The following is a 22,282-nucleotide window of genomic DNA, read 5'->3' as shown; positions in this document are numbered from 1 at the left end:
CAAAAGAGGCATAGTAAAGCAAAAACGACACATTAACCACTTCGTCAAAGGAAAGGAATAGCAGAAGTTACTTATCACCAATAATAGTAAACCTTTTAAGCCAACCTAATTCTTCCTATATTTCAACAATCAATTCTTTCTCATATCCATTATACTTTTCATCGATATATCCATGGGGATTACAAATGATTTCGGTCTTTCCAATATGATACCTGCACGGTGTATGAATATGCCCATGAATCCAGTATAATGGTTGATGCTCAAGAATCATATGCTCCAGATTGGATGCATAAGCAGAGGTCAATGGATCTTCCTTATAATGTTCCGGTACAGATTGAATGCTTGGTGCATGATGGGTAACGACTATATTTTTAAGTTCTTTTGAAACTTCAAGACTCTCCTGCAGCCATACTTTTGAAAGCTGATGAATTTTGAACGTGTCTATGGTTCTCATTTTTGAGTAAGACGGATCACGCCTGATCTTTTTATAATCGTTCATCTTCGGTTGACAGATCATTCCGTATTTCACAGGATTTCCAAAGATTGAAAAATCGGTCCATAAAGTAGTTCCATGAAAACGAATATCTTCAATGTCTACAAAAGAGTTTTCAAGCACTAAAACATTGGAATCTTTGGCCACTTCTTTTATTTTATGAAGTGTTTTCGGATATGCTCCATTATAATATTCATGATTCCCCAATACATATATTACCGGTTTATCAGGAATAATTTCCTTGATCCATTCAATTCCTTTAGTTCCCAGATTAATATCACCAGCCAGCACAATAACATCTGCATTATCAAAACATAATTCAGTTCTTCCAAATTCATGATGAAGGTCACTAATGATTTGTATTCTCATGCTACAAAGGTAGTAAAGAAGGGCGATACTGTGAAAAGCAAAAAAAAGGAACCGGTGCCTAAACACCAATTCCTTGCTCATATAGTTTGTGTAATTTTAAGGTCGCTTATCATGAAACAGCCACTTCTGTCTGCTTCATTTTTAAGCTTTTTAATATAAAATAGAATAACATTCCAAGGGCTAAAAGAGCATAACTAATCAGTACGATCAGATTCAGACTTCCCACTGCAAATTCTGAAGGAAAGACCTGACTCATTAAAGTCATGAATGAAAGCCCGATTCCAGCTCCCAGGAAGTAACTTGTAGAACTCAAACTTGATGCCAATCCGTAATTGGAAGGTTCAACATCCTGAATTCCCATCACTGAAAGTGCAGTAAAGCAGAACGTCATCCCTATTCCCGAAATACAAGCAGATCCTAATAAAACCATAGTTAGCGGATGACCTGTATACACTGAAATCAACAGCAATAATCCCCCTGCCAGCATAAATGACCATCCTAATACTCCCATTTGAGATGAACTCAATCGTTTTGAAACATGAGGCAGTATAAATTTAGCCGTTAAAGCTGAAAGAACACTAAATGGTACAAGCATCAATCCTGCTGAAGCTGCGCTACATCCCATATCCCTCTGAAGCATTAAAGAGATCAGGAATAAAAACCCGATGAAAAATGCTCCCAGCGTGAAAAAAGCCGCATTGGAAACCACCAAGGAACCATGTCTGAATAACTTCAAATCAAATAAAGGTTCTGCAACAGTTCTCAACCTGAAGAATACCATCACTAAAAACAGTACAGCAACCACTAATGAACCTATCACAAGAAAAGGCTGCTCTTTGATATGAACCAGCTCATGTGTCCCATAGGTAAGGCTTAAAAGTCCAACGACCATTAATATTCCGGAAATAACATCTGTTTTTTGTGCCTTTTCATTTTTCTCATCTTTTGGTAAGTAATAATAAGACAAAATCAATGTGATGAGAAGAATCGGAACATTAATAAGGAAAACCCAGTGCCAGCTTAGGTATGTACTGATAATCCCTCCTACAGAAAGGCCACTTCCCGAACCAATAGCAGCAAAAGAACTGAAGATTCCAATCGCCCGGTTTCTTTCTTGTTCTTCCCTGAAAGTATTGGTTACAATAGACAAGGCTGCAGGCATCACCAATGCAGCCCCCAATCCCTGCAGAGCACGGAATATGGCTAATATATTAAAGCTTTCGGAAAGACCGGCTCCTAATGAAGTGAGCATAAAAATCAGAGCTCCCAATAAGAACATTTTCTTTCTTCCTATCTGATCGGAAAGTTTTCCGCCAATAATCAGAAAACCTCCAAAAAACAATACATACAGCGTTTGCAACCACTGAACAGTTCCCGCTCCGATATGAAACTGCTCCTGAATAGAAGGAATGGTTAAATTAATAATGGCAATATCCAAAGCCTCCACAAAAGTTCCCACCGATGCTAAAATTAATATTACATTTTTCCTTGTATCCATATATTCAAATTTCCTGCAAAATTAAAATTAACAGAACGTAAGTAAAAATTTTACATTAAATTTGGAACAATAAAATTAAATAAGATCAATTAAAAGAACAAAACAACTAAAATCATAAAATTAATCCTATAAAACAGAACAAATGCCAACAGAAAATTACACTCCCGACGAAAAAGACCTTTCTATCCTGCGGCTCCTTCAAAAAGATGCAAAGATGAGCGTTCGTGATATTTCAGCAAGAATCAACCTGAGCCCTACTCCTACCCATGAACGCATTAAGCGTATGGAAAAACAGGGAATTATCAAAGAATATACTGCTGTAGTAGACCGAAAAAAAGTGAATAAAGGGATGATGGTTATCTGTATGATCGCCTTGAATGTTCATAATAAAAAAACGGCAGGAAAATTCATTGAAGAAGTCAGCAAATTGAAAGAAGTGGTTGAATTTTATAATATCAGCGGAGATTTTGACTTTATGCTAAAGATCCTGGCTCCTAATATGGATGAATTTCATGAATTTTTCATTAATAAGCTATCAGAGATTGAAGGAATTGGCCAGACTAAAAGTATTTTTGTGATGAGCAGCATTAAAGAAAGTGCCCAAATTGTATAAGTAAAAAATAACACTGTAAATCAATACATCAAACCCTAAAGCTTACCATAAACCTACTCTTCAAGGGCAGGATTTTTCACGCTGCTTAAGGCGATAAAAAAGCTGATTATATATTAAAATTCCCCGCTCTTTTTAATCGTATCTATTCCATAATATAGGGTATAAAATTTACATCGTAAGGAGTATTTTCATTAAAAAAACAACTCATATTAAAGCTAAAAAATGATTCTTCTAAGAAGGATTATCTATTTTCATTTTACAAAAAGCAATTTTGCCATTCTTACCAATAAAAATATAACAATATAAAAATCAATTAATTACAAACTAAGTAGTATCTATAGTGTAGCTATGTCGTATGTTGTATTTTGGAAAAATTTATCATTATTGAATATGTTTGTGATGTGAAAAATATAAACCATTACCATAATAAAAAAACACTTCTAAAAGAATAAACATCAAATATAAAATTTACCCCGCTACAAACTACTCTCATTTTATTTAATCTAACAAAAGTATTACGAATACAAAAAATAACAAACGGTAGAAATCAAGAGGGATGAGATTTATTTAATAATCTAAACAAATAATATCAACTAAAAACACAAATAAAAAAGAGGCCTATTTAACACGATATTCTATGATGAAATAATATCTCAGCATTATGATACACGTCCTTTCATAGAAAACTGAGAATATTATAATTTATATTATTTGTTTAACTGAGAGATTACAGCTTTTCAAGTGTAGTCTCTCTTTTTATCATAATAACCAAAAAAAACAGTGATATATATTCATATACCACTGCTTCAATACACATTATAAACTTATACACTTCTGGTTTCCCCGGAAATTATTTCATTTCAGGTTTATTTCCAGTAATTCCATACTGATCCGTCAAATATTGCCAATGTTTTACTGGTTGTATCATAACACATCATTCCTGGATATGGGTTTTTCACATTAATATGAGGAGTTGCAATCTGCGGAAGGATCATTGCTTTATCCGGAGACTCCAATACCAATACTCCATCTGCAGTACTGGATGATACCCCGATAACTACACCTTTCCCTACTTCTGCGGAATTGTTAGCAATAACAGCACTTGAATTCCCTGCATCAGATAAAGATTTCCATACATCATTTTCATAAACCTTTACTTTATTATCTGTTACATCAAAAACAAATGTTCCGTTCACTAAAGACCCTGTTGGTAGTCCAGAGGTTGCAGGAAGAATCAATCCATTTGTATTTCCCGATACATTATTGAAATCCAACACTGTACTGTTTCCATCTACCACTTGTTTCCCAATTGCTACCTGAGCAATAGAGGTATTAAAAATAAAAAAGGCAATTGCTATGCTTATATTTTTTATGCTTTTCATTCTTTTCCTAATTTTTAGATTAATTATTACAGCTTCGTTCTACACACTTCCATGCTGTTCCGTTGTACAATTTCACGCATTTATCCTGAAGATCATACAAAAGCATTCCTTCTTTCGGGTCGGCAATCGCATCTCCCGGCTATGGAGTCTGGCTTACATGCTGAACTCTGGTAATCACGAAACCTTTATCTTTTGCTTCCATCGCAACAAATCCGTTGGGAACATTTTCTGGCCATGCATTGTTTTTCTGCTGTATTGTAATTCCAAACTTGGTAAATCCATCAGGAGTTCCCGTAGTACCTGCTTTTGTACAAAAGGCATCCATATCATCAATAATTGTAGGCGCATTACCACAACTAGTTTTATCATTAGATAATCCTGCCGGCCAAAGCGATGGACATGTAGCGGATGTAGCATTAGGACCACAGAAACTTGCATTTCCCATACCAAGGCCTGTCACACTTCCCATAGCAATAGCCACAATCTGGCTATCATCACTGATGATAGAAGCTCCGCCACCACCACTTACATCAGCTTTCGCAATACAATAGGCTTTACCGGTAGGAATCCCAACATATTCAACAGATGGATAAGTTGTTGACTGTTGGGTAAATGTTCCACATATCTCCACTACACTGCTGGTTCCCATTTCAATAACTGCGGTAGTTCCAGGATAAAGTCCACCAAAAGTTGGATCTCCTTGAGTAACCGACCCTGTAAGAGAAAGAAAAGATTTTGTCCCTAGCTTAACTTTTGAATTCTGTTGAGAACCAAATGTTCCAATCTGAATAGAACCGTTAGACTTAACGCTTGCTCCATCTCCAATTTCCAGATCGCCCATTACCTGAATACCGGAAACCTGAAACTGTCCGGATTTTACAATAAGCGTTGCTCCATTCGGAATCGTAACGCCACTCACTGTAGTATAGTTACCATCAATACAATACGTATTTCCGCTTACCATTGCCTGCCCTGTGTAAGGCGTACAGGTCTGGGCACTTACAACCCCATAGAAGGCAATCATTAATAAAAAAATCATTTTTTTATTAAAATCGAAAAAAAATAATTTATTCATATATTTTTATGCTAAATTAACGGATTATTCATATTTTAATTATAAATATGTGTTTTTTTCACATCTTCGAATCCCTACCCAACAATTAATATACCAAACTTCATTACTATTTTAAATAACAATGCAACGCTACTCCAAAATTCATTTTCAACAAAAATATTTTTTTACAGTGTTAGAATTTTAAACAAAAACAACTTATTGATAAACAATATTCTATATAAATCAAAACTACATATATTTCATATTTTTTTTCATATTATTTAAAAATTCAATATTATTATATGTTTATATTGATTTTTCATCCCCAAAAAGAACAAATCAATAAAAGCATAAAGCAATATGTATCAACATTCTACGATTTATAAAACATTTACCTCATTCTGTCCATAAATCCTTCTGAAATCCGATATAATCCATAAATAATTCCACGTTTTCGTCCTTCACTGTCTTATTACTCATATAATAAAATTTATCTATTGGAATATGCTCATTTGCACAAAAAGAGAACTTCTTTTTATCCGATTTTGTGAAAATATTAATATAATGTAACCGGTTTTTCTGTTTAAGAGATAATTTCAGCATCTAAATAATTCCGGAAACTTCTTCATGATAAGAAGTATAGACAATCCAAATTGTCACCTCTGTAAAATTTGCATTAAAAAGCGTAAATTTGCAGCATGAATAACGATACTATTTGTGCACTGGCTACCGCTAATGGAATAGGTGCTTTAGGCATTATCAGAGTTTCCGGAAATGATGTTTTACCTATAGTTCAGAAGAGTTTTCCTGCAAAAAAGCTGGAGAAACAGAAGTCTCATACGATCCACTATGGGTATTTTATGGATGGCGAGGAAGCGATTGATGAAATTATGCTTTCCATTTTCCTGGCACCGAAAAGTTTCACTACAGAAAACTCTGTAGAAATTGCTTTTCACGGTTCACCACACATCGGAAAACGTATTCTTGAAACTCTTATTAAAAATGGGGCGAGAATGGCTAAAGCGGGAGAATTTACACTTCGCGCTTTTATCAATGGAAGAATTGACCTTTCCCAGGCAGAAGCGATTGCTGATGTGATTGCCTCTGAGAATGAAGCATCCAGAAAAGTAGCCATCAACCAATTAAAAGGTGGAATTACTAACGAAATATCATTATTAAGAACTGACCTTCTGAATTTTGTTTCCCTTATAGAATTGGAACTTGATTTTGCAGAAGAAGATGTAGAATTTGCTGACAGAACTGCTTTAAGCGGACTATTAGATAAAATTGACCTTAAATTAAATTCTCTTATTGAGAGCTTCCAGTATGGAAACGCTATTAAAAACGGTACTGCTGTTGCGATTATCGGGAAGCCTAATGCAGGGAAATCTACCTTACTCAATGCTTTACTGAAAGAAGAGAGAGCTATTGTAAGTAATATTGCCGGAACCACAAGAGACACTATTGAAGAGGTTCTTCACATTAAAGGTCATGCTTTCCGTTTGATTGATACTGCCGGACTGCGTGAAACTGTAGATGAAATTGAAGCCATTGGAGTAAAAAAAGCGAAGGAAAAGGTAGAAAATGCCAATATTTTAGTGTATCTGGCTGATGCTGCTACTGAAGATTTCTCAGAAGATATTGAAATGATCCAGTCATTATTAAGAGAGGATCTGAAATTAATCATCTGTGCCACAAAAATTGACGAAGTTACTCCTACCAAATATGAAACCGTAGAAGATGTCTTCAGAAATGCTATTTCTCATGAACTTGATTTCATTAAGATATCGGCTGTTGAGAATCAAAATATCCAGGATCTTAAAAATGAATTATCTTCTTACGTAGAACAATTAAAATCACAAGAGAATAACGTGGTTATTACTAACCAACGTCACTTCGAAGCTTTACAAAAATCTTTGGATGCCGTAAACAAAGTAAAAGAAGCTATTTCTTTTAAGATTTCTACGGAATTATTGGCTTATGAGCTTAGAAATGCATTGGAGCACCTAGGTGAGATTTCAGGTGAGGTTACCAATGATGAAGTGTTAGGGAATATTTTCTCTAAGTTTTGTATCGGAAAGTAGGCTATGTTTTAGATTGTATATAGATTACAATTACAACAATACGAAAAACCCTTTAAATGCAATATTTAAGGGGTTTTTTATTTGTTTTATATTTTATTTCAAAATTTAACATTGCATAATATATACATTCTATTTGTTTCTATTCCGTTTCTATTAATTTGATTTGGAATAAAATTTGTAATTTCATCGTTAAAAAATGTTACATTTTGAAACAATGAGAAACATGGGGAAACAATGTGAAACATTTTTAGGGAGAATTTAGACATTATGGAAGTCAATAAAATTTGCCAATTCTGCGGAAATAGGTTTGTAGCTAAAAAGACTACAACAAAATGCTGTTCCGATGACTGTGCTAAGAAATTCTACAAAAAGAGAAAGCGTGATGAAAAGATTCAAGCAAGTGATAAGGATTTGGAAGTTCAAATTAAAGGTTATGATATTGAAGAAATTCAAAAGAAAGATTACTTATCAATCAAAGAAGTTATGTTTTTACTCAATATTAGTAGAACATCAATTTATCGAATGTTAAAAGATGGCAGACTAAGCAAATTAGAAGGCTTTAAATCGGTTAGAATTAGGAAAGTAGACTTAGATGTACTCTTTAGGCAAAAAGCCGAAAATAACGAAGAAAAACAATATAATTTACCATATTTCTGCGATGATAATTATTACACGATTAATGAGGTCTTAGACGCATTTAAAGTGAGTTCAGGTTCATTTTATCATTTATGCAAAAAACATAATGTTCCGAAAATTCCAAAAGGTAAAAATGTGTATGTTCCCAAAAACTTAGTAAATACAATCTTTAATAATGAGTAAAAAAGTAACTGTACTGAAAAAACTTGTAAAAGACAATAAAAGTAATCTTTCATTAAATTTCTATCCTCCTGTTTTCAATAGAAAGACTGGAAAATATACCCGTTATGAAAAAACAAGTTACTTTTTATATAATGATTTTCAAAGTGAGATTATTTATTACAACGATTCAAAAGGTAAGAAACAATCTAAAGTTGAAATTATTACAGATAAAACGGGTAGCCCTAAAAAATTAACTCTTACTCCGGCGCAAAAGCACCACAATAAAGAAATACTTGAAGCTATTGAATTACTTAGAGCCAAAAGATTCAGGGAAATTACGAAGCCTGATATTTATACAGAAGCGGAGCTGAAAACATTAGAATTAGCTGAAAATAAAAAGAAAATATTTACACAATATTTTAAAGAGAAAACGGAAAACGCAACTAGTTCAGTTGGCGCTTGGAAAGCTTGTTACGGATATTTTGTCAAATATTATAATAATGTTCTTTTCAGTGATATTAATAAAACTTTAATCGAAGATTTCAAAAATAGATTACTTGACTCATTTCAACTGAAAAGTACCAAACATAAACTAAGAAGAAACTCCGCGGCAAGTTATTTTATTCGATTTATACAAGTGTTAGAAATGGCTTATGAAGATAATTATCTATCACAAAGTTTTAAGGGACGTATTGGCTGGATTGAAGAAGAGGAAGTCATGAAGAATTTTCTTACAATTGATGAATGTAGAACTCTTTTCACAACGGAATATTCTGATGAAACATTAAGGAGATATTGTATGTTTGCATTTTTAACAGGTCTTCGTTATAGTGATATTAATAATTTGACATGGGAAGATGTTGTTATAAGGGATGGTGTAAGCTATATATATTTCAAAATGCAAAAAACCTCAGCATTTCAATACCATCCTATTTCAGAAGAAGCCGTAAATTTAATGGGAGATAGAACAAAAAAATCAGATTTTGTTTTTAATAGAATTGCATATCATTCACTCAATGATAATTTAAGGAAATGGTTGTTGAAGGCAGAAATAGACAAGAAAGTCACTTTTCATAATTTCCGAACATCTTATGCTGTTACACAATTAGAAGCCGGAGCAGATATATATCTTATTTCAAAAATGCTTGGTCATAAAAATGTAACTACAACCGAGATTTATGCTAAAATAGTGGATAAAAGAAAAGTAAGTACAATTAATAATATAATATTGGGAATATGATAGAATTTTTACCTGTTATAGATAATGATTTTGATTTCTCTCCGCTATTTCAATATTTTGAAGAAGGGAATAAAGAAGAAGAACAATTCGATGTATACCCATTTTCAAAGTTTCGTTATTTCTTTTGGAATAAAGAAAGTTTACGTCCAAAAGGTTTAAATATTGATGAGACGAAAATAGAAAACTTTGATATGTTTAAAAATATTTTCATTAGAGGTGATTATTTTTATCTTATAGCATATCATTACTTTATCAATGTTAAAGAATATAAATTTGAGTATAAAGTTGAAGGTAAGATGAGAATTGAAGGTGAAGACGGAGAACTTAAAATGGTTTCATTTTTTGAACCTTTATATAATGCTTTATTAAAAGAAAAGACAAAATCACAAACTTTGCTTCGGCATGAGTATATCCTGTCAAAGAATAAGTTTAACTACATTAACAAACTTACTAAACTTTTGTTGAATGATTATAATGATTTAGATGACGCAATTCGCAAGGAAAAAAATGTATTTTCCAAATATGGAATTGCTGTTAAAGAGATCTATTTAGATATTTTTCGTGATTTCTATTCTAATTTTGTTGATTATTTATCTAAAGATAATTTTAATGCTTTAAAAAAACTTGTTTACCCCTCTAAAAAAGAAGTTCAATCTTTTCAGATAGAAAATAGACCTAATTTAAAAAAGGGATTAACTGATGAAGCGAGAGAAGTTGTAATAAATTCAATTAAAAACAGCTTGATAGAGAATGAGTTCATTGCAAATGTGACAACTTATGAACAAATTGATGATTTGTTCAATAATCGAAGAAGAGAAAGGGATAAAATCATTTGGCTTAAAACACCTTCATTACTAAAAAGTTTTTATAAAGTTTTGAATGATAAAAATATTATTACTTCAACAAATAACACACATTGGAAAATTTTATCCGATTTTTTCACATATCGCAATGATGCTGAAGTAAACTCTGATAAGCTAAAAGATTTGAAATATTCAACAAGTCAATTAGATGTTTTGAACTTAGAAAATTGCTTTAGGATTCTTGATGAAATAGTAAGCATAAAATAAGAAACTCCTACTTTGTATTTTTTTATAAAAAAATTACATTTTATTAATAAAATCAGATATTATAAATGAATTGATATTTTATTTTAAATCATAATTTGTTGATTGTCAATTGCTTAAAACTCCTATCGTAAAGTGGGAGTTTTTTTGTTTTTGGCACAATTGCTAAATTCTTGATGCACTCGTGACATGAACAATAATGTCATGACGGTAAAATCCAGCCATAACGAAAATTTCGGTTCTATAATCGAAAAATTGGTGCAAAAAATAGTAACCAGACTATTTTATGTTTATGTAGCAAAACTAGATATTTTTAGTCGTATTGCGCACACGAAAGAAGTTTTAACAACAAAAGAGGTTGCTGAACTTCTTGGAATGAATGAAAGAGTTGTTAGAGACAAAATTAATTCTGGATTGATTCCAGCGTACAAACCTGAATTTGCAAACAAATTTCTTGTATTGAGAAAAGATTTAATGAATGAAATTGTATCTGGACAACGATATAAATCTCTTTCAATGATAGAAGCAGAGGTTAATAGCGGATTTGATAGCAGAAAATATGTTTAATCTTAATACTTCTGAAAATGTTAGATTATATTAAAGCATATTTTCCCGATAAAAATGAAATTTTTGGAATTATGAAAGATAATTACAACCTTGAAAAAATAAGTTATACCAGATTTGATAAAGCTGAGAATGCACTTGTTTCATATGAGACATACAAAAAAGAATTTGAAAATATGGAACTTAAAATCACAAATCAAGGAGCATATATTCATAACTCTTTACATCATTTTTATAATAAAACGGTGTATGGAATTGATGGGAACTATAATGATTTTAAGCATTCTTCTCTTGTTAATGCAATTGATTTTCTAGAGGATAGGATTAATTTCCCGGTTGATAAACTAGAGCTTTCACAAGGTTTAGAATTTGGATTAAATCTAAGAGTACCATTTGATTTGGATGAATTTATATTGGATCAATGTATTCTCTATGATTTTTGTGAAGTCTCAGAATTCCCTCCCCCCACAGAAGAGCAAGTCTATAAAGAATTTCAAAAAGGTAATTATAGACTTAAAATCTATCATAAGGGTAGACAACAATGTAAGGGAGAAGTTATTTTAAGAATTGAGATTAAATTTTTAGATAAAAGAGATTTCAACAAAAACGGAATTTATTTTTTGAGCGATTTGGATGATCGAGATAATTTAATTTTTCTCTATGACAAATTGTATAGTATTGTGAAATTTAAGCTAATGTGTGTTGATAATATTGAGGTTAGAAATTTTTCGCATTACAAGAAAAATAAGCTTTATAAATATTGCTCACACAAGTATTGGGGTGAGCTAAGTAAGGATAGCTTCAAGTTAGAATCAAAAAAAGTCTATCCATACTTTGAAAAAAATAAATTATTAGAAAATAAAAAAATACTCTTATCGCTTATGGATATTAAGTTTACTGAATTATTAGATAGTTAGTTTACGGGCATTGTATAATAGCCGTAAGGATATTAGCTATATTAAAAACAGGCTTGTTTTTGAGCCTGTTTTATCATTCAAAAGTTTCAAAAGTTTCAGTATTTTTGTCATACTTTGCAAGTAGTGTTAATTCTTTTATTTTGTCATTTGTTGTATCAAAGAAATGTGCTTTATTAGCAACATCAATAACAATGCTTCCACTATACTGACCATCATTAAACGAGATTGTTTGAGCTTTAATTTCACCACTTGAAAAGTTTTTGTATTCTTTTGTTTCTGTTTCAGCACTTATAAATTCATATTTAATTTTTGCATGACAAACTAATTGGTTAACGGTAATTTTTTCATTTTCAAATTCAAAAAATATTCCCTCAAAATTAACTGCAAATTGAATTTGATGCTCAATTGTATTATTTTTCAACCAATTATTAAATGCTTGCCAGCCAATATATTTCCAGTTTGGTATGACGGCTTCTTCAAGTAGATCATATAAAACAAGTTTTTCTCCTGAAATTGAAATTAATTGTAACTCTTGAATATTATTTATTTTAATTTGTGACAATTTTGGATTCTCATCACAATAAATTTCCTCAATTCCAAAACCATGAAAAACAGGGTTTATTCTTGATATAGGAAATAATATACTATTAGCATTCTTACTGATATCATCAAAAGTATAGAGACTAATTCCAAAAGATTTAGCCGCATCAATTGCATCCTTTTGAAATCCAACTTGAGATACAAAGATTTTTTTATTAATAGAAGGTATCCTTAGACACTTAGAATTAAATGCTTCAATTTTTTCAACAGAAACTTTATTGCTATATTCTTTGCATTCAATCGCAATCTTAATGTCAAAGTTATTTATTGTTGATTCAATTAAAATATCTATTTCTCTTTTGTTGCCACTTTCATTTGGAATTTTATAATTACTGAAAATTTTTGTTTGAGTATTCGTTTTATAGACTTCTTCAACAATTCTTATTAATTTTTCTAAATTTTTACCATCTTTCATAATAACTTCTGTTTATTTAAATTTATTCTTCACGTCTAGGCATTACTATGTATTTTACTTGTTGTTCAAACTGATTACACCAAAAGGTTTCATAAATATTGTATGAATTACTATTATCAAGCATTTCATTAATAAATATATTGATAGCTGTTTCTATAGTTTTCTCTCCATTTTCAAATGGATAAGTTATAATTGGTAATCTTTGATCCTCATCAATATCACCTTTAATGACTATTTTTTCAAAAAACTCAAATGCTTCTGGTGTATTTGTACGAAAAACTCTCCCAAAGTTGAATGGTGAACTTTCTAATTTTGTACACTCACTAAAATCTTCTAATACTTGTAGCTTAACATTGACTATAGCGTTAGCAGTTTCTAATCTTACAGGTATTTCGATTATATTTTCATTCTGCGAATATATATTTTGAAAAACTCCAGAGAACTCTGATCCTGTATCAATATTAGAATTTTTTAGATAAAATTTTTTTTGAAAACTTTCTTGCAATGCTTTATGTAAAATACTTCTCAAAATTTCAGAGTTATTTTCTAATAATCTAAAGCTATCAGTATTTCTAGTCACGTCAATATTTCCTATGATGTACTGATTATCATTTGTATTATTAAATGATATGCTGAATTGATAATCTACATTATTAATAGTTTTTTGTATTTCCATATTAAAATTTTTAAAAATTACTATCTATTTGCACCTCTCTTACCAGTCTATTTAAAAGGCTTTCAAATGCTTCGCTTGGTGACTTTCCACCGGATATTTTAGAAATAAGTTCTTTAAGTTCAAATTCAAAAGCTAACCCACTCCTTGGATTGTAAAGTTGTCCACATTCCCAATTTGCTTTATCAGACATTTGTTTTAAAGCAAAATATATTAATAACTGCTTTAGGTCACTATTCTTAAAATTTCTATTGACTGTTTTAATCTCAACAATAGTATTATCTATTAATAAATCAGCTTCCAAGTTGGGAATAAATCCATATCCTCTTAATGTTGGTCTAAAAGTTATTTTTTTGGAATTTTGTTTATATATGAATTCTAAAGTGTTATTTGAAATTTTTTCAATTTCATTAATTTCAACTTTGCTTAAAATAAGATCTTCATCTTTATAATTTCCATTTTTCCAGATTTTACTTGCAACTTCCTTTGTAGTATTTAACATAGCTTTATTATCTGATAAAATAGTTTTAAGTTTTTGATCCGATGTAATTACTCGTTCGGATAAGGTAAATGCGAGCTCAGAAACAATATCATAACGAGCTTTTTGAAGTGAAGGGATAGGTATTCTATTTACTTCAGTAAGCTGAGTACCATTTACCATTCTTATGAAATTAGGAGTCAAAAATGGAAAACTTTGTTTCCAAATCGGGGAAAATTTTTCTGCAATATCTCTTTCATTTATCATACTAAAACAGGTTTTGTTAATTGTTTTCTATCTGCAAACCAATCTCTCATCAGTACCTCTTCTTTACTAAATAAATTCTTATTATGGTCTCTCCAATGTTTGCCTTCATCTCCTAAATAATAAGATGAATAAATAATTGATCTTCTTTCCCACATTGTAAGCGTAGTGAATTGACTTTTTACATCTCCAAGCCAAAAATCACAATCCCAATTTGTCATTGCTACAATTATTTGTCTTTTTAATAAGTGATTAGTTTCTGTTTCAAAGAGGTTAATAAAAATAGTTTCTTTAGCCGGAGAATGTCTTAACGATAGTATTTGAACAATATAATTTAAATTTATTTCAATTTTAGTTAAATAATTTTCCTCAGCAAATAGTTCTAATAATGCACTATCAACAAAATCTTTTCCAGCATCAACTAAGTCATCATAGACACTTCTAACTGCTCTGATTATAGTTGTAAAAACAGGAGATAGGTTTAGTAGGTTATTACTGTCTAATAAAATTTTCACTGCATTTACTTGGTTTTCTTCTGTCAAGGCTTTTATTGAATTTATCGCTTGCTTGGTAACAGTTTGATCAATTCTAGTCTTGTTTACTTCTCTAGATAGTATTCCAATAATATCTATTTGACGGATTGACTGTTTAATTGTTTCATAATCCTCATCAGCTGTAGCCGAGTAAGGATCAAATCTAATAGATATGTTTAAAAGTTTTTGCTCTTCTTCAGGATTATCTATTTCATCAGATATTGGATCTAAAAAATAGTGAATTTCTCTAAATTCTTCTGAAGACATAATCTTTGTTTTATCCTTTTGAAGGCTAAGTTGAGCATTTGATAATTTTTCAGACAATAGAATCAAAGATTTATATGCTTCAGATTCACTGTTACAAAAGATTGTATAATCATCAACATATCTACAAAAAACAATACCTTTCGATTTCAAATTAAGATCTGTATTATTTAAAGCTAATTCAGCTAAAATTCTTGATGCGGGTCCGCCAACAGGTAATCCGTATGATATAGTGCCAGAAAAAATACTTAATAATCTCAATATTCTTTTAGGAATATCTGTGGTATCAATTTTTTTTAAAGCATTTTCAAGTTTATGATGATTGATTCTTGGGTAAAAATTAGAAATATCAGTTTGTAAAACATAATCGAACTGTTTGGAGTATTCTACACATTGCTTTTTATAATCTATCCAATTGGCATCTTTAAATAATGAGTTCTTTTTTGCGTTCCATTCATACCTATAAGAAAAGACATTTTTTTCTACCTCTTTAATTCTTTTATTTTCAATTTTTTCAGCCAAGGATATTACGATTCCTAAATAATATGCGTTCCAAAAAGGTTCTATTAATGTTGCTTGCCGAAATCCATAATATCCTACTTGGCTAAGTGTTTCAAGATTTATGGGAGGAGAAAGCGATAAAGATTGTTCAAAATTTTTGTGATAATCCTCTAGTATATCTAAGCACTCTTCTAATTTATCTTCAAAGAGATATCTTTCAAAAGGAAAAGGAAATATATCTGTATCCCCGTGTTTAACAATATTTAATAATGCTTTTTTAAAATTTTTTCTCATTCAGGATTATTTTTTTGTATAAAGTTTTCCAATTTAAATAAAAATTCTATTGTTTTACTAGGTATTTTCACGGTATTTATATGAAACTGAAAAAACCTGTTGTAAACAGGTTTTAAAGTATTAGAATTTTTCTTTCTTGAAAGTATTTTTTAACTCATTAATAATGAATTTTAAACCTCGCATGAGATAATAAGCACAACCAATATACAGAATGAGGTATGCAAATAGTATAAAAATAAATGATACATCATCCCAAATGTTGTATTGCTTAAATTCAAATGTTGGTATACAACTCCCTTGAAACTGCAATATCATTTTGCTACATCAAAGGGGTTTTCAGTATTTTTCATAAACACCGAACCCATCCTTTTGTATTTCTGGGATTTGCCCTTAACGCACACATCATAAATTCCATTTCCTTTTTGTTCTAATATACGCAAGAAAACAACATCACTTTCGTTGCAGTCATTATCTATCGCAATGTGTTTTCTAAGATCAGAAATAGTTGCATCTACCTTCTTCAAAAAAGATTGTATTTTCTTATCCGGTGCTGGTTCTTGGTAAGTTGAGGGTAGATCACACTTCTTGTCTTTTTGAGAGTCTTGTGCAAAATAAAGAGTTGGTACTATCAATGCCAATGTAAAAATGATTTTTTTCATAAATTAAAATATTTTGTTAATAACTTTTCTTCTGTATTCGTCTGGATCAAACATCAAATCAAATGCTTCTACAAAATAAAATGGAGAAAACATCTTATTTAGATTTTGAGAGTATATAGGTTGATTTACTATTCTATTAAAATCTGGTTTACTTCCATATATGGTAAAAAACATATTTTCAATTATTGCGCTTCTGCAAGTTGTATTTTGTAATTCCACATCTTGAATTGCATAAGTATTGAGAAGCTCAAAAGTATTTTGTGAAAATATTCCGTGATGTAAGTTTAAGATAGATTTAGCAATGAAGTTGCTATATCGTACGCTTTCAATCTTATTATTACTAATAAAAATGTTATTCTTATAATCTTTGTCAGATTTGGGCAAAGTATAAAGGATTTCTCCAATGTTAGCCAAATTTATTACCTCTTCTCTCAGTTTAAAAATATTCATACTTTAAGTTTTAGGAAATAAAAAAGTGTGAGCAATTCACACTTCGTATAGGAGGTATTTGGCGTAACCCACAAACACAAAAGCAGAACGCCCACACAGTCGTGTGGTGTCTGACTTTTGCTTTCGTGTTGTATTTTTAAATCGCCAAATTTTCCTATACAAAGCAAATAAGTCTACACTTATTAAATTTCGTTAATGTCTTTGCGCAAAACTACAAATTTTGTGCCTAGTATTAAGAGTCATTTTTATTTACTTCAAAATTTAATGTAAGATTAAATTCACGCTTTTTATTATTTGAGAAATCATTATAGGCACAATTATACTGTTTTTCATAATGATTAAAGGTTTTTTTGAATTTTTCATAATTCTCAGATTGAGAAAAATCAACCTTATCTTTATCAGAAAAAGGGATGATAAAAATCTTTTTTAAGCAAGTAAATTGAAGCTCACAAACTGCGTAAGGTATATTTTCATTATCGTTATTCCTTATATATGTGATTAGTTGAGGTTGTAAGCCAAAATGTTCATAAGTCGTTATTTCTATTATTTGGGGCAGTTTTTCAATTTCTACATTGCCATTTATCCATTCAATTGTATTTTCAAAATATCCTAATTCTTTGTCATCAATAACAGACAAGAAATATTTACATAATGTTTTATAAATATTTTGCAAAGAAATTGGATTTTGAGATTGTAGTTTTACTTCATAGTTTTCTTTAGGGTTTTTAGGTCTATCATCTAAACTATCAAACGTTAATTTCAATCCATCATCATTCAATAGAGTAAAGTTCTTTCCTTTATATCTTTTTAAACCATCTTTCCCTTTAATACTGAAAAACGCCCTATAGAGAGATAGATATTCAATAATATCACCTTCAATACATTCGCTAAATCTCTTATTGCATGAGTCACATTCATCAAAAAGTATTAATGTTTTATTTCCTATTGCTTCAGAAATTGCATGTGCCTTACTCTTGAAAGTTACATCCGGTGATTTTTTTTTGCAAAATCTACATATCCTTTGCGACCTGTTTTTATTGCCTATATTTCTTCTGTACTCTCCAAACGTTAAAACTTCGTAGTTATCAATAATATTTTTAAAATTTACTTCAAAATCATTTTTTAACTTCTCAAAATCTTGTCCCTTGTTTTGAGACTTTAAATAGAATCCCATTATAGTTCTATCTTTAAAGCTATATTTATTTGAAGGTATAAATATAAAAATCTCGCCTTCGGACAAGGAATTTAGTTGTGCTTGTAATGCGTTTAATTCGGGGAAATCAATTACATATTTATTGACGAAGCTTAATAATGCTTCTCGAAATTCAATATTGTTTTGAGTAATACCATTAATTACATGAATATCCTTTTCTTCATCATAAGTAGAAAAAATAGAGAATAAATCATGTAAAAACTCATCTAAATATTCTTTTTTTGAACATCGCACTTCAAATTCAAATCTTCTTCCAGTCAATACAAATTCTACACAGTATTTCAGCATTTTAATATTTATACACAAAAATATTGTTATAAATTTTCATTTCAAAATTTCACAGCTAACATCTATATCTATATATAACCTATCTATACATTTGTGCCCCCCCAAAGGTCGCTTTTCTACTATACCCCCATGCATCAGGTTTTAAAAGTAAAAGTTGAGCCACCATGATTGGATTACAGAGATTTTTTACACTTTATATCTGTAATAACAAGGGTAATACATTCAAAAAATTTGTAATTTCTATTTGAAGAATAAAGGAAATCATCACTATATAAAGATTTTCGGGTTAAAAAAAATCTTAACCCCTTATTATTCTATATGTTTAAAATGGTACTTTTGCCTTGATGGAATGCCCTATAACATTTTATAGACTTTATCAGTTTTTATAGAAAAAACATTCTAATTGATTCTATATTGCTACTATTTATTTTAATATTCTGATAATCAGCAATAACTATTTTTGTATCGGGAAATAATTGTCATTGCGAGTCGAAAGAAGAAGCAGTCTCATCAGTAACTTTATCGTTATTTTTCTCTTAGAATTAATTTAGAACATAAAAGTTTATTATAAAATTAAAGCGAGTTATTTACTCGCTTTTTTTTGTTTACGCTTTACTATATAATGAGCAACGAGCGGGACGCTCGCGCCAGCATGGAGAAGCTAAAATACTCTTTAGATAATAGTTAGATTTTTGCCGATTCACATAACAAAATAGCAAGCGAAATTTAATTTTAAGTATTTTTTATTTTTTTAATCTTTTTTCTAGTTCAGTGATTCTACTCTCAAGATTTTGATTTTTTTGATGTAATGCTCTTACAGCTTCCACAAGTATGGCATCATAGTCTCCATAAGCTGTTTGAAGATAACCATTAGAATCTGTGGTTACTTTATCTGGAAAAATCTCTTGTATATTTTGAGCTATAAATCCCATTTGCTTTTCTTTCGGACGACTAATTCCCGTATTATTATCGTTCCAATAATAATATACCCCTTTCAATTTTAATAGTTTATCTAAAGCTTCATTACTGGAAATTTGTTGAACATCCTTTTTAAGACGTACATCAGAGTTGGCAACCCATGAGCCTGCAGTATTCTTAGATGCTTCTCCCGCTATTTCCAAAATGTTTGTAGCAGGCACTCTTCCTATTCCCACTTTCCCATCATTAGCAATTGTCATTCTCACCGCATTTGTTGTCGTTCCATTAGTCGTGGTAAGGAATCTAAGCTCAGCTCCCTGTGCTGTGGCAGAAAAATTTTGTGTTGCGTAGGCTATGATCATAGGATACATGTTAATGAAAGCTCCTGTTTCATTATAGCCATCTCCTGAATTTCCGGAAAAAAGAACCGCACCTAAAGCTTGCGCTGATACTACTGCTCCATTAACAGAAGGATTCGTAGAATTATTTCGCCTCAATATTAAGTAGGAATGAGCGCCGGTTGTGCTATTAGATGATCTTTCACTGATAATTCCCATAACGTCGGTTGTGGCCAGTTGAAGGGAGCCTGCCGGATTTACTTTTCCAATATCTACTCTTCCTGCATCTGTCACCGTTATCATCTCGGTATTGTTTGAGTTGTTGATTCTGACAGCTTTGGTTGAAGCTGTATTCCCTTTACTTAATATATCTAATGTTGCTTCTGGTGTGTTTGTGTTAATCCCAACCTGGCTGTACAATTGAGCACTTGTAAGCAAAATCAGATAAAAATAATTTTTGAAAATAATTTTTGGTTTCATAGTTTTATGTTTTGTAATTTAGATTTCTTATTAATCAAAAAGATATTGATATACTTAAAGTACCATTGTCTATTAAATTCCAGACTCACTTTTTGAGATATTGTGATTTAGCTGGTGCATTTAAATATATCATTATTTTATATAAATTTTATATAAATCTTCTTTTCCATTTAGTAACCGTATTTCTACTGAGGTTAAAATGAGTCGCCAATTGAGTATTATTCAATCTGTTTTTTTTCTGATAATCTAACATCCTGATAATAGTTTCTTTATCATAGGCTTTTAGTTTCTGATTATGTTGCTGATCACCAAACAAACTGATATTCAACCGTATCAAGTCGTAGTCTGTAAGCTTTTCTTTGTCTAATATTTCACAAAGCTCTTTTCTTTTATCCGGATATTTAAAATGAATGAGATCTTCATAGATCCTTTTAAAGTTGGGTCTACTCTTTTCATTTTTAACAGTCCTGTCAATCAAAATTTTCATCCTTTTGTTCTGGTATTAATTAGTGCTTGTTTATTATATTTTTCAAACCATTTATAAAGTGTTGTTTTAGGGATTTTATACTCTTCTATTATCTGAGCTCTTGTTTTTTTACCCTCATTGACCATTTCAATCATAAATTCTATAATCTCTTTAGTATATATATTTTTCCTGAATACGGGAAGCAAAGATGAATGCTTTATTTTATGTTCAGAATCACGGCATTTAGGTGGCGCATAGAGAATTAAATGTTGAGAATAAATTCTGAAGAAATCATATTCAAGAACTTTTGACCATTTCAGCAGCATATGGGTGGTAATTTCTGGTTCTTTGTACATTTTTAATATTTCTTCTTCTGAGACATCAAGGAAACGCATAAGGCGATCCATCTCAATATTCTCCTGTTTTACTTTCTCCTCTATGCATTCGCCAATATGTATTTGTTTATATAGCATTATGAAAATGTTTTGAATATGAAATAACTGTATTTTTCGGAGTTTTCACTGATGTATTGCCATTTAGAAGTTCCTCGTATCGCAGAAAAGATACTTCTGTCATCTAAATTAGCTGAGCGATCAAGTTGTACCGTATTCCCTCCCACTTGATCAAAGGTCAAACCGGAGAAATACAACCCAATCAAAAGGACAATCATTCGTTTCATTGTAGATATATTTTGATTAAAATTTATGTAACAAATATATCCTCAAGCGAAAATAGCACCTAAAATCAGCCTACTCTATTTCTACTCTTTAATTAAAACACTAATACAAAAGCTTGATTATCAAATAAATAAAAACAAAACAAAGTATAACCTATTAGATAACTCTAATAGATATATATTAAAAATGTATTTAAATCAATTGAAGAATCTAAGTTGAATTTTTTACGAATTCGATATTTTCTATTTTCAATAGTTCGGATGGAAGAATGGGTATAGACTGCAATTTTTTTTAGTCGAAAAATTCAAATGTATCATGGCACAACATCACCTTTTGCAATATGAGTGATTCTCAATCTATTTTTTTACCGGATAATTTTGCTTTATTTAGATTAAGAATGGAATATTTGTGCATCTTTTTTATCATCCGCATACAAAGAAATCTGAAATCCCATACCATATATATAAAGGTAACTTATTTAAGTGATCATTCGGTTCTATTAAAGCCAATGTGTCCCCGAGCATTTCAAAAGCAAGGTTTGTAAAATTTTCTCATTATTTTTTTGCTTTTACAGACGAATCTAGCCTCTAAATAAACAAAACCTTTTTACTACAGAGATAAGCCTGAATTAAGGAGTTATGAAAACAATAAAATCTTTATGAAACCCCGTTAGAGACAGCTCATTCAATATT

General features: G+C 30.6%; 22 protein-coding genes. 7 read left to right on the top strand and 15 right to left on the bottom strand.

Features of this window, described 5'->3' with window-relative positions; all coding sequences use genetic code 11:
• Positions 1–115: 115 nt before the first annotated feature.
• Both NBX25_RS18485 and NBX25_RS18480 read right to left on the bottom strand, forming a co-directional pair.
• On the bottom strand, positions 116–862 hold the full coding sequence (locus NBX25_RS18485) for a metallophosphoesterase (protein WP_250254830.1): 747 nt from the start codon (positions 860–862) through the stop codon (positions 116–118).
• A gap of 109 nt (positions 863–971) precedes the next feature.
• Complete coding sequence (locus tag NBX25_RS18480; protein WP_250254828.1) at positions 972–2,360, bottom strand: MFS transporter; 1,389 nt, start codon at positions 2,358–2,360, stop codon at positions 972–974.
• Positions 2,361–2,502: 142 nt separating this feature from the next.
• Here NBX25_RS18480 and NBX25_RS18475 point away from each other — a divergent pair, with 142 nt between their 5' ends.
• Positions 2,503–2,973, top strand: a complete 471-nt coding sequence (locus NBX25_RS18475; RefSeq protein WP_123910838.1) for an Lrp/AsnC family transcriptional regulator — start codon at positions 2,503–2,505, stop codon at positions 2,971–2,973.
• 866 nt (positions 2,974–3,839) lie between these two features.
• Here NBX25_RS18475 and NBX25_RS18470 read toward each other — a convergent pair.
• Together NBX25_RS18470 and NBX25_RS18465 are read right to left on the bottom strand one after the other, a co-directional pair.
• Complete coding sequence (locus NBX25_RS18470) at positions 3,840–4,355, bottom strand: phage tail-like protein (RefSeq protein WP_250254826.1); 516 nt, start codon at positions 4,353–4,355, stop codon at positions 3,840–3,842.
• 139 nt (positions 4,356–4,494) lie between these two features.
• Positions 4,495–5,394 (bottom strand): hypothetical protein, encoded by a 900-nt coding sequence (locus NBX25_RS18465; RefSeq protein ID WP_250254824.1) that lies wholly within the window; start codon positions 5,392–5,394, stop codon positions 4,495–4,497.
• Positions 5,395–6,107: 713 nt separating this feature from the next.
• On the opposite strand from NBX25_RS18465, the gene mnmE reads away from it, so the two are divergent.
• From mnmE to NBX25_RS18435, 6 genes are all read left to right on the top strand, one after another.
• Entirely contained in the window at positions 6,108–7,493 is a 1,386-nt protein-coding gene (gene mnmE, locus NBX25_RS18460) for a tRNA uridine-5-carboxymethylaminomethyl(34) synthesis GTPase MnmE (RefSeq protein ID WP_123856873.1), read from the top strand.
• Between the two features lie 267 nt (positions 7,494–7,760).
• Positions 7,761–8,312 (top strand): helix-turn-helix domain-containing protein, encoded by a 552-nt coding sequence (locus tag NBX25_RS18455; RefSeq protein ID WP_250254823.1) that lies wholly within the window; start codon positions 7,761–7,763, stop codon positions 8,310–8,312.
• Positions 8,305–9,531, top strand: coding sequence for a site-specific integrase (locus tag NBX25_RS18450; RefSeq protein WP_250254821.1), 1,227 nt, complete (start codon positions 8,305–8,307; stop codon positions 9,529–9,531). Before NBX25_RS18455 ends, NBX25_RS18450 begins: the two co-directional genes overlap by 8 nt.
• Entirely contained in the window at positions 9,528–10,601 is a 1,074-nt protein-coding gene (locus NBX25_RS18445; RefSeq protein WP_250254819.1) for a hypothetical protein, read from the top strand. Before NBX25_RS18450 ends, NBX25_RS18445 begins: the two co-directional genes overlap by 4 nt.
• 201 nt (positions 10,602–10,802) lie before the next feature.
• The gene (locus NBX25_RS18440) at positions 10,803–11,165 is read left to right on the top strand and encodes a helix-turn-helix domain-containing protein (RefSeq protein WP_250254818.1); all 363 of its coding nucleotides are present in this window, start codon (positions 10,803–10,805) and stop codon (positions 11,163–11,165) included.
• A 17-nt stretch (positions 11,166–11,182) separates the two neighbouring features.
• Positions 11,183–12,079: a hypothetical protein gene (locus NBX25_RS18435; protein ID WP_250254816.1), complete on the top strand. Its 897-nt coding sequence runs from the start codon at positions 11,183–11,185 to the stop codon at positions 12,077–12,079.
• A 73-nt stretch (positions 12,080–12,152) separates the two neighbouring features.
• On the opposite strand, the gene NBX25_RS18430 is transcribed toward NBX25_RS18435, so the two are convergent.
• The 11 genes from NBX25_RS18430 to NBX25_RS18380 form a co-directional block, all read right to left on the bottom strand.
• Positions 12,153–13,094, bottom strand: coding sequence for a restriction endonuclease (locus tag NBX25_RS18430; RefSeq protein WP_184555948.1), 942 nt, complete (start codon positions 13,092–13,094; stop codon positions 12,153–12,155).
• Between the two features lie 22 nt (positions 13,095–13,116).
• Positions 13,117–13,770, bottom strand: a complete 654-nt coding sequence (locus tag NBX25_RS18425) for a hypothetical protein (RefSeq protein ID WP_184555951.1) — start codon at positions 13,768–13,770, stop codon at positions 13,117–13,119.
• Between the two features lie 10 nt (positions 13,771–13,780).
• Positions 13,781–14,512, bottom strand: a complete 732-nt coding sequence (locus NBX25_RS18420) for a hypothetical protein (protein ID WP_250254814.1) — start codon at positions 14,510–14,512, stop codon at positions 13,781–13,783.
• Positions 14,509–16,101 (bottom strand): RNA-directed DNA polymerase, encoded by a 1,593-nt coding sequence (locus tag NBX25_RS18415; protein WP_194304317.1) that lies wholly within the window; start codon positions 16,099–16,101, stop codon positions 14,509–14,511. The genes NBX25_RS18420 and NBX25_RS18415 overlap by 4 nt, the downstream gene beginning before the upstream one ends.
• A gap of 311 nt (positions 16,102–16,412) precedes the next feature.
• Complete coding sequence (locus NBX25_RS18410) at positions 16,413–16,760, bottom strand: hypothetical protein (RefSeq protein ID WP_250254812.1); 348 nt, start codon at positions 16,758–16,760, stop codon at positions 16,413–16,415.
• A 3-nt stretch (positions 16,761–16,763) separates the two neighbouring features.
• Positions 16,764–17,210: a hypothetical protein gene (locus tag NBX25_RS18405; protein WP_184555959.1), complete on the bottom strand. Its 447-nt coding sequence runs from the start codon at positions 17,208–17,210 to the stop codon at positions 16,764–16,766.
• Positions 17,211–17,442: 232 nt separating this feature from the next.
• Positions 17,443–18,711 carry a hypothetical protein gene (locus NBX25_RS18400; protein WP_250254811.1) on the bottom strand — a complete coding sequence of 423 codons (1,269 nt, stop codon included), beginning with the start codon at positions 18,709–18,711 and terminating at the stop codon, positions 17,443–17,445.
• A 743-nt stretch (positions 18,712–19,454) separates the two neighbouring features.
• Complete coding sequence (locus tag NBX25_RS18395; RefSeq protein WP_250254809.1) at positions 19,455–20,447, bottom strand: tail fiber domain-containing protein; 993 nt, start codon at positions 20,445–20,447, stop codon at positions 19,455–19,457.
• Between the two features lie 148 nt (positions 20,448–20,595).
• Entirely contained in the window at positions 20,596–20,934 is a 339-nt protein-coding gene (locus tag NBX25_RS18390) for a helix-turn-helix domain-containing protein (protein WP_250254807.1), read from the bottom strand.
• Positions 20,931–21,386 carry a helix-turn-helix domain-containing protein gene (locus tag NBX25_RS18385; RefSeq protein WP_250254805.1) on the bottom strand — a complete coding sequence of 152 codons (456 nt, stop codon included), beginning with the start codon at positions 21,384–21,386 and terminating at the stop codon, positions 20,931–20,933. The genes NBX25_RS18390 and NBX25_RS18385 overlap by 4 nt, the downstream gene beginning before the upstream one ends.
• On the bottom strand, positions 21,386–21,592 hold the full coding sequence (locus NBX25_RS18380) for a hypothetical protein (RefSeq protein ID WP_250254804.1): 207 nt from the start codon (positions 21,590–21,592) through the stop codon (positions 21,386–21,388). Before NBX25_RS18380 ends, NBX25_RS18385 begins: the two co-directional genes overlap by 1 nt.
• Positions 21,593–22,282: the final 690 nt, after the last annotated feature.

The organism is Chryseobacterium sp. Marseille-Q3244 (assembly GCF_940807095.1).
Classification (GTDB): domain Bacteria; phylum Bacteroidota; class Bacteroidia; order Flavobacteriales; family Weeksellaceae; genus Chryseobacterium.
Note: the sequence above shows the minus strand (reverse complement) of the source record. Positions and strands in the feature narration are given on the sequence as shown.

Bases quoted from the DNA above. Each gene is read 5' to 3' on its own strand.
- NBX25_RS18485 (WP_250254830.1), bottom strand. From the start codon at position 862: ATGAGAATACAAATCATTAGTGACCTTCATCATGAATTTGGAAGAACT.
- NBX25_RS18480 (WP_250254828.1), bottom strand. From the start codon at position 2,360: ATGGATACAAGGAAAAATGTAATATTAATTTTAGCATCGGTGGGAACT.
- NBX25_RS18475 (WP_123910838.1), top strand. From the start codon at position 2,503: ATGCCAACAGAAAATTACACTCCCGACGAAAAAGACCTTTCTATCCTG.
- NBX25_RS18470 (WP_250254826.1), bottom strand. From the start codon at position 4,355: ATGAAAAGCATAAAAAATATAAGCATAGCAATTGCCTTTTTTATTTTT.
- NBX25_RS18465 (WP_250254824.1), bottom strand. From the start codon at position 5,394: ATGATTTTTTTATTAATGATTGCCTTCTATGGGGTTGTAAGTGCCCAG.
- mnmE (WP_123856873.1), top strand. From the start codon at position 6,108: ATGAATAACGATACTATTTGTGCACTGGCTACCGCTAATGGAATAGGT.
- NBX25_RS18455 (WP_250254823.1), top strand. From the start codon at position 7,761: ATGGAAGTCAATAAAATTTGCCAATTCTGCGGAAATAGGTTTGTAGCT.
- NBX25_RS18450 (WP_250254821.1), top strand. From the start codon at position 8,305: ATGAGTAAAAAAGTAACTGTACTGAAAAAACTTGTAAAAGACAATAAA.
- NBX25_RS18445 (WP_250254819.1), top strand. From the start codon at position 9,528: ATGATAGAATTTTTACCTGTTATAGATAATGATTTTGATTTCTCTCCG.
- NBX25_RS18440 (WP_250254818.1), top strand. From the start codon at position 10,803: ATGACGGTAAAATCCAGCCATAACGAAAATTTCGGTTCTATAATCGAA.
- NBX25_RS18435 (WP_250254816.1), top strand. From the start codon at position 11,183: ATGTTAGATTATATTAAAGCATATTTTCCCGATAAAAATGAAATTTTT.
- NBX25_RS18430 (WP_184555948.1), bottom strand. From the start codon at position 13,094: ATGAAAGATGGTAAAAATTTAGAAAAATTAATAAGAATTGTTGAAGAA.
- NBX25_RS18425 (WP_184555951.1), bottom strand. From the start codon at position 13,770: ATGGAAATACAAAAAACTATTAATAATGTAGATTATCAATTCAGCATA.
- NBX25_RS18420 (WP_250254814.1), bottom strand. From the start codon at position 14,512: ATGATAAATGAAAGAGATATTGCAGAAAAATTTTCCCCGATTTGGAAA.
- NBX25_RS18415 (WP_194304317.1), bottom strand. From the start codon at position 16,101: ATGAGAAAAAATTTTAAAAAAGCATTATTAAATATTGTTAAACACGGG.
- NBX25_RS18410 (WP_250254812.1), bottom strand. From the start codon at position 16,760: ATGAAAAAAATCATTTTTACATTGGCATTGATAGTACCAACTCTTTAT.
- NBX25_RS18405 (WP_184555959.1), bottom strand. From the start codon at position 17,210: ATGAATATTTTTAAACTGAGAGAAGAGGTAATAAATTTGGCTAACATT.
- NBX25_RS18400 (WP_250254811.1), bottom strand. From the start codon at position 18,711: ATGCTGAAATACTGTGTAGAATTTGTATTGACTGGAAGAAGATTTGAA.
- NBX25_RS18395 (WP_250254809.1), bottom strand. From the start codon at position 20,447: ATGAAACCAAAAATTATTTTCAAAAATTATTTTTATCTGATTTTGCTT.
- NBX25_RS18390 (WP_250254807.1), bottom strand. From the start codon at position 20,934: ATGAAAATTTTGATTGACAGGACTGTTAAAAATGAAAAGAGTAGACCC.
- NBX25_RS18385 (WP_250254805.1), bottom strand. From the start codon at position 21,386: ATGCTATATAAACAAATACATATTGGCGAATGCATAGAGGAGAAAGTA.
- NBX25_RS18380 (WP_250254804.1), bottom strand. From the start codon at position 21,592: ATGAAACGAATGATTGTCCTTTTGATTGGGTTGTATTTCTCCGGTTTG.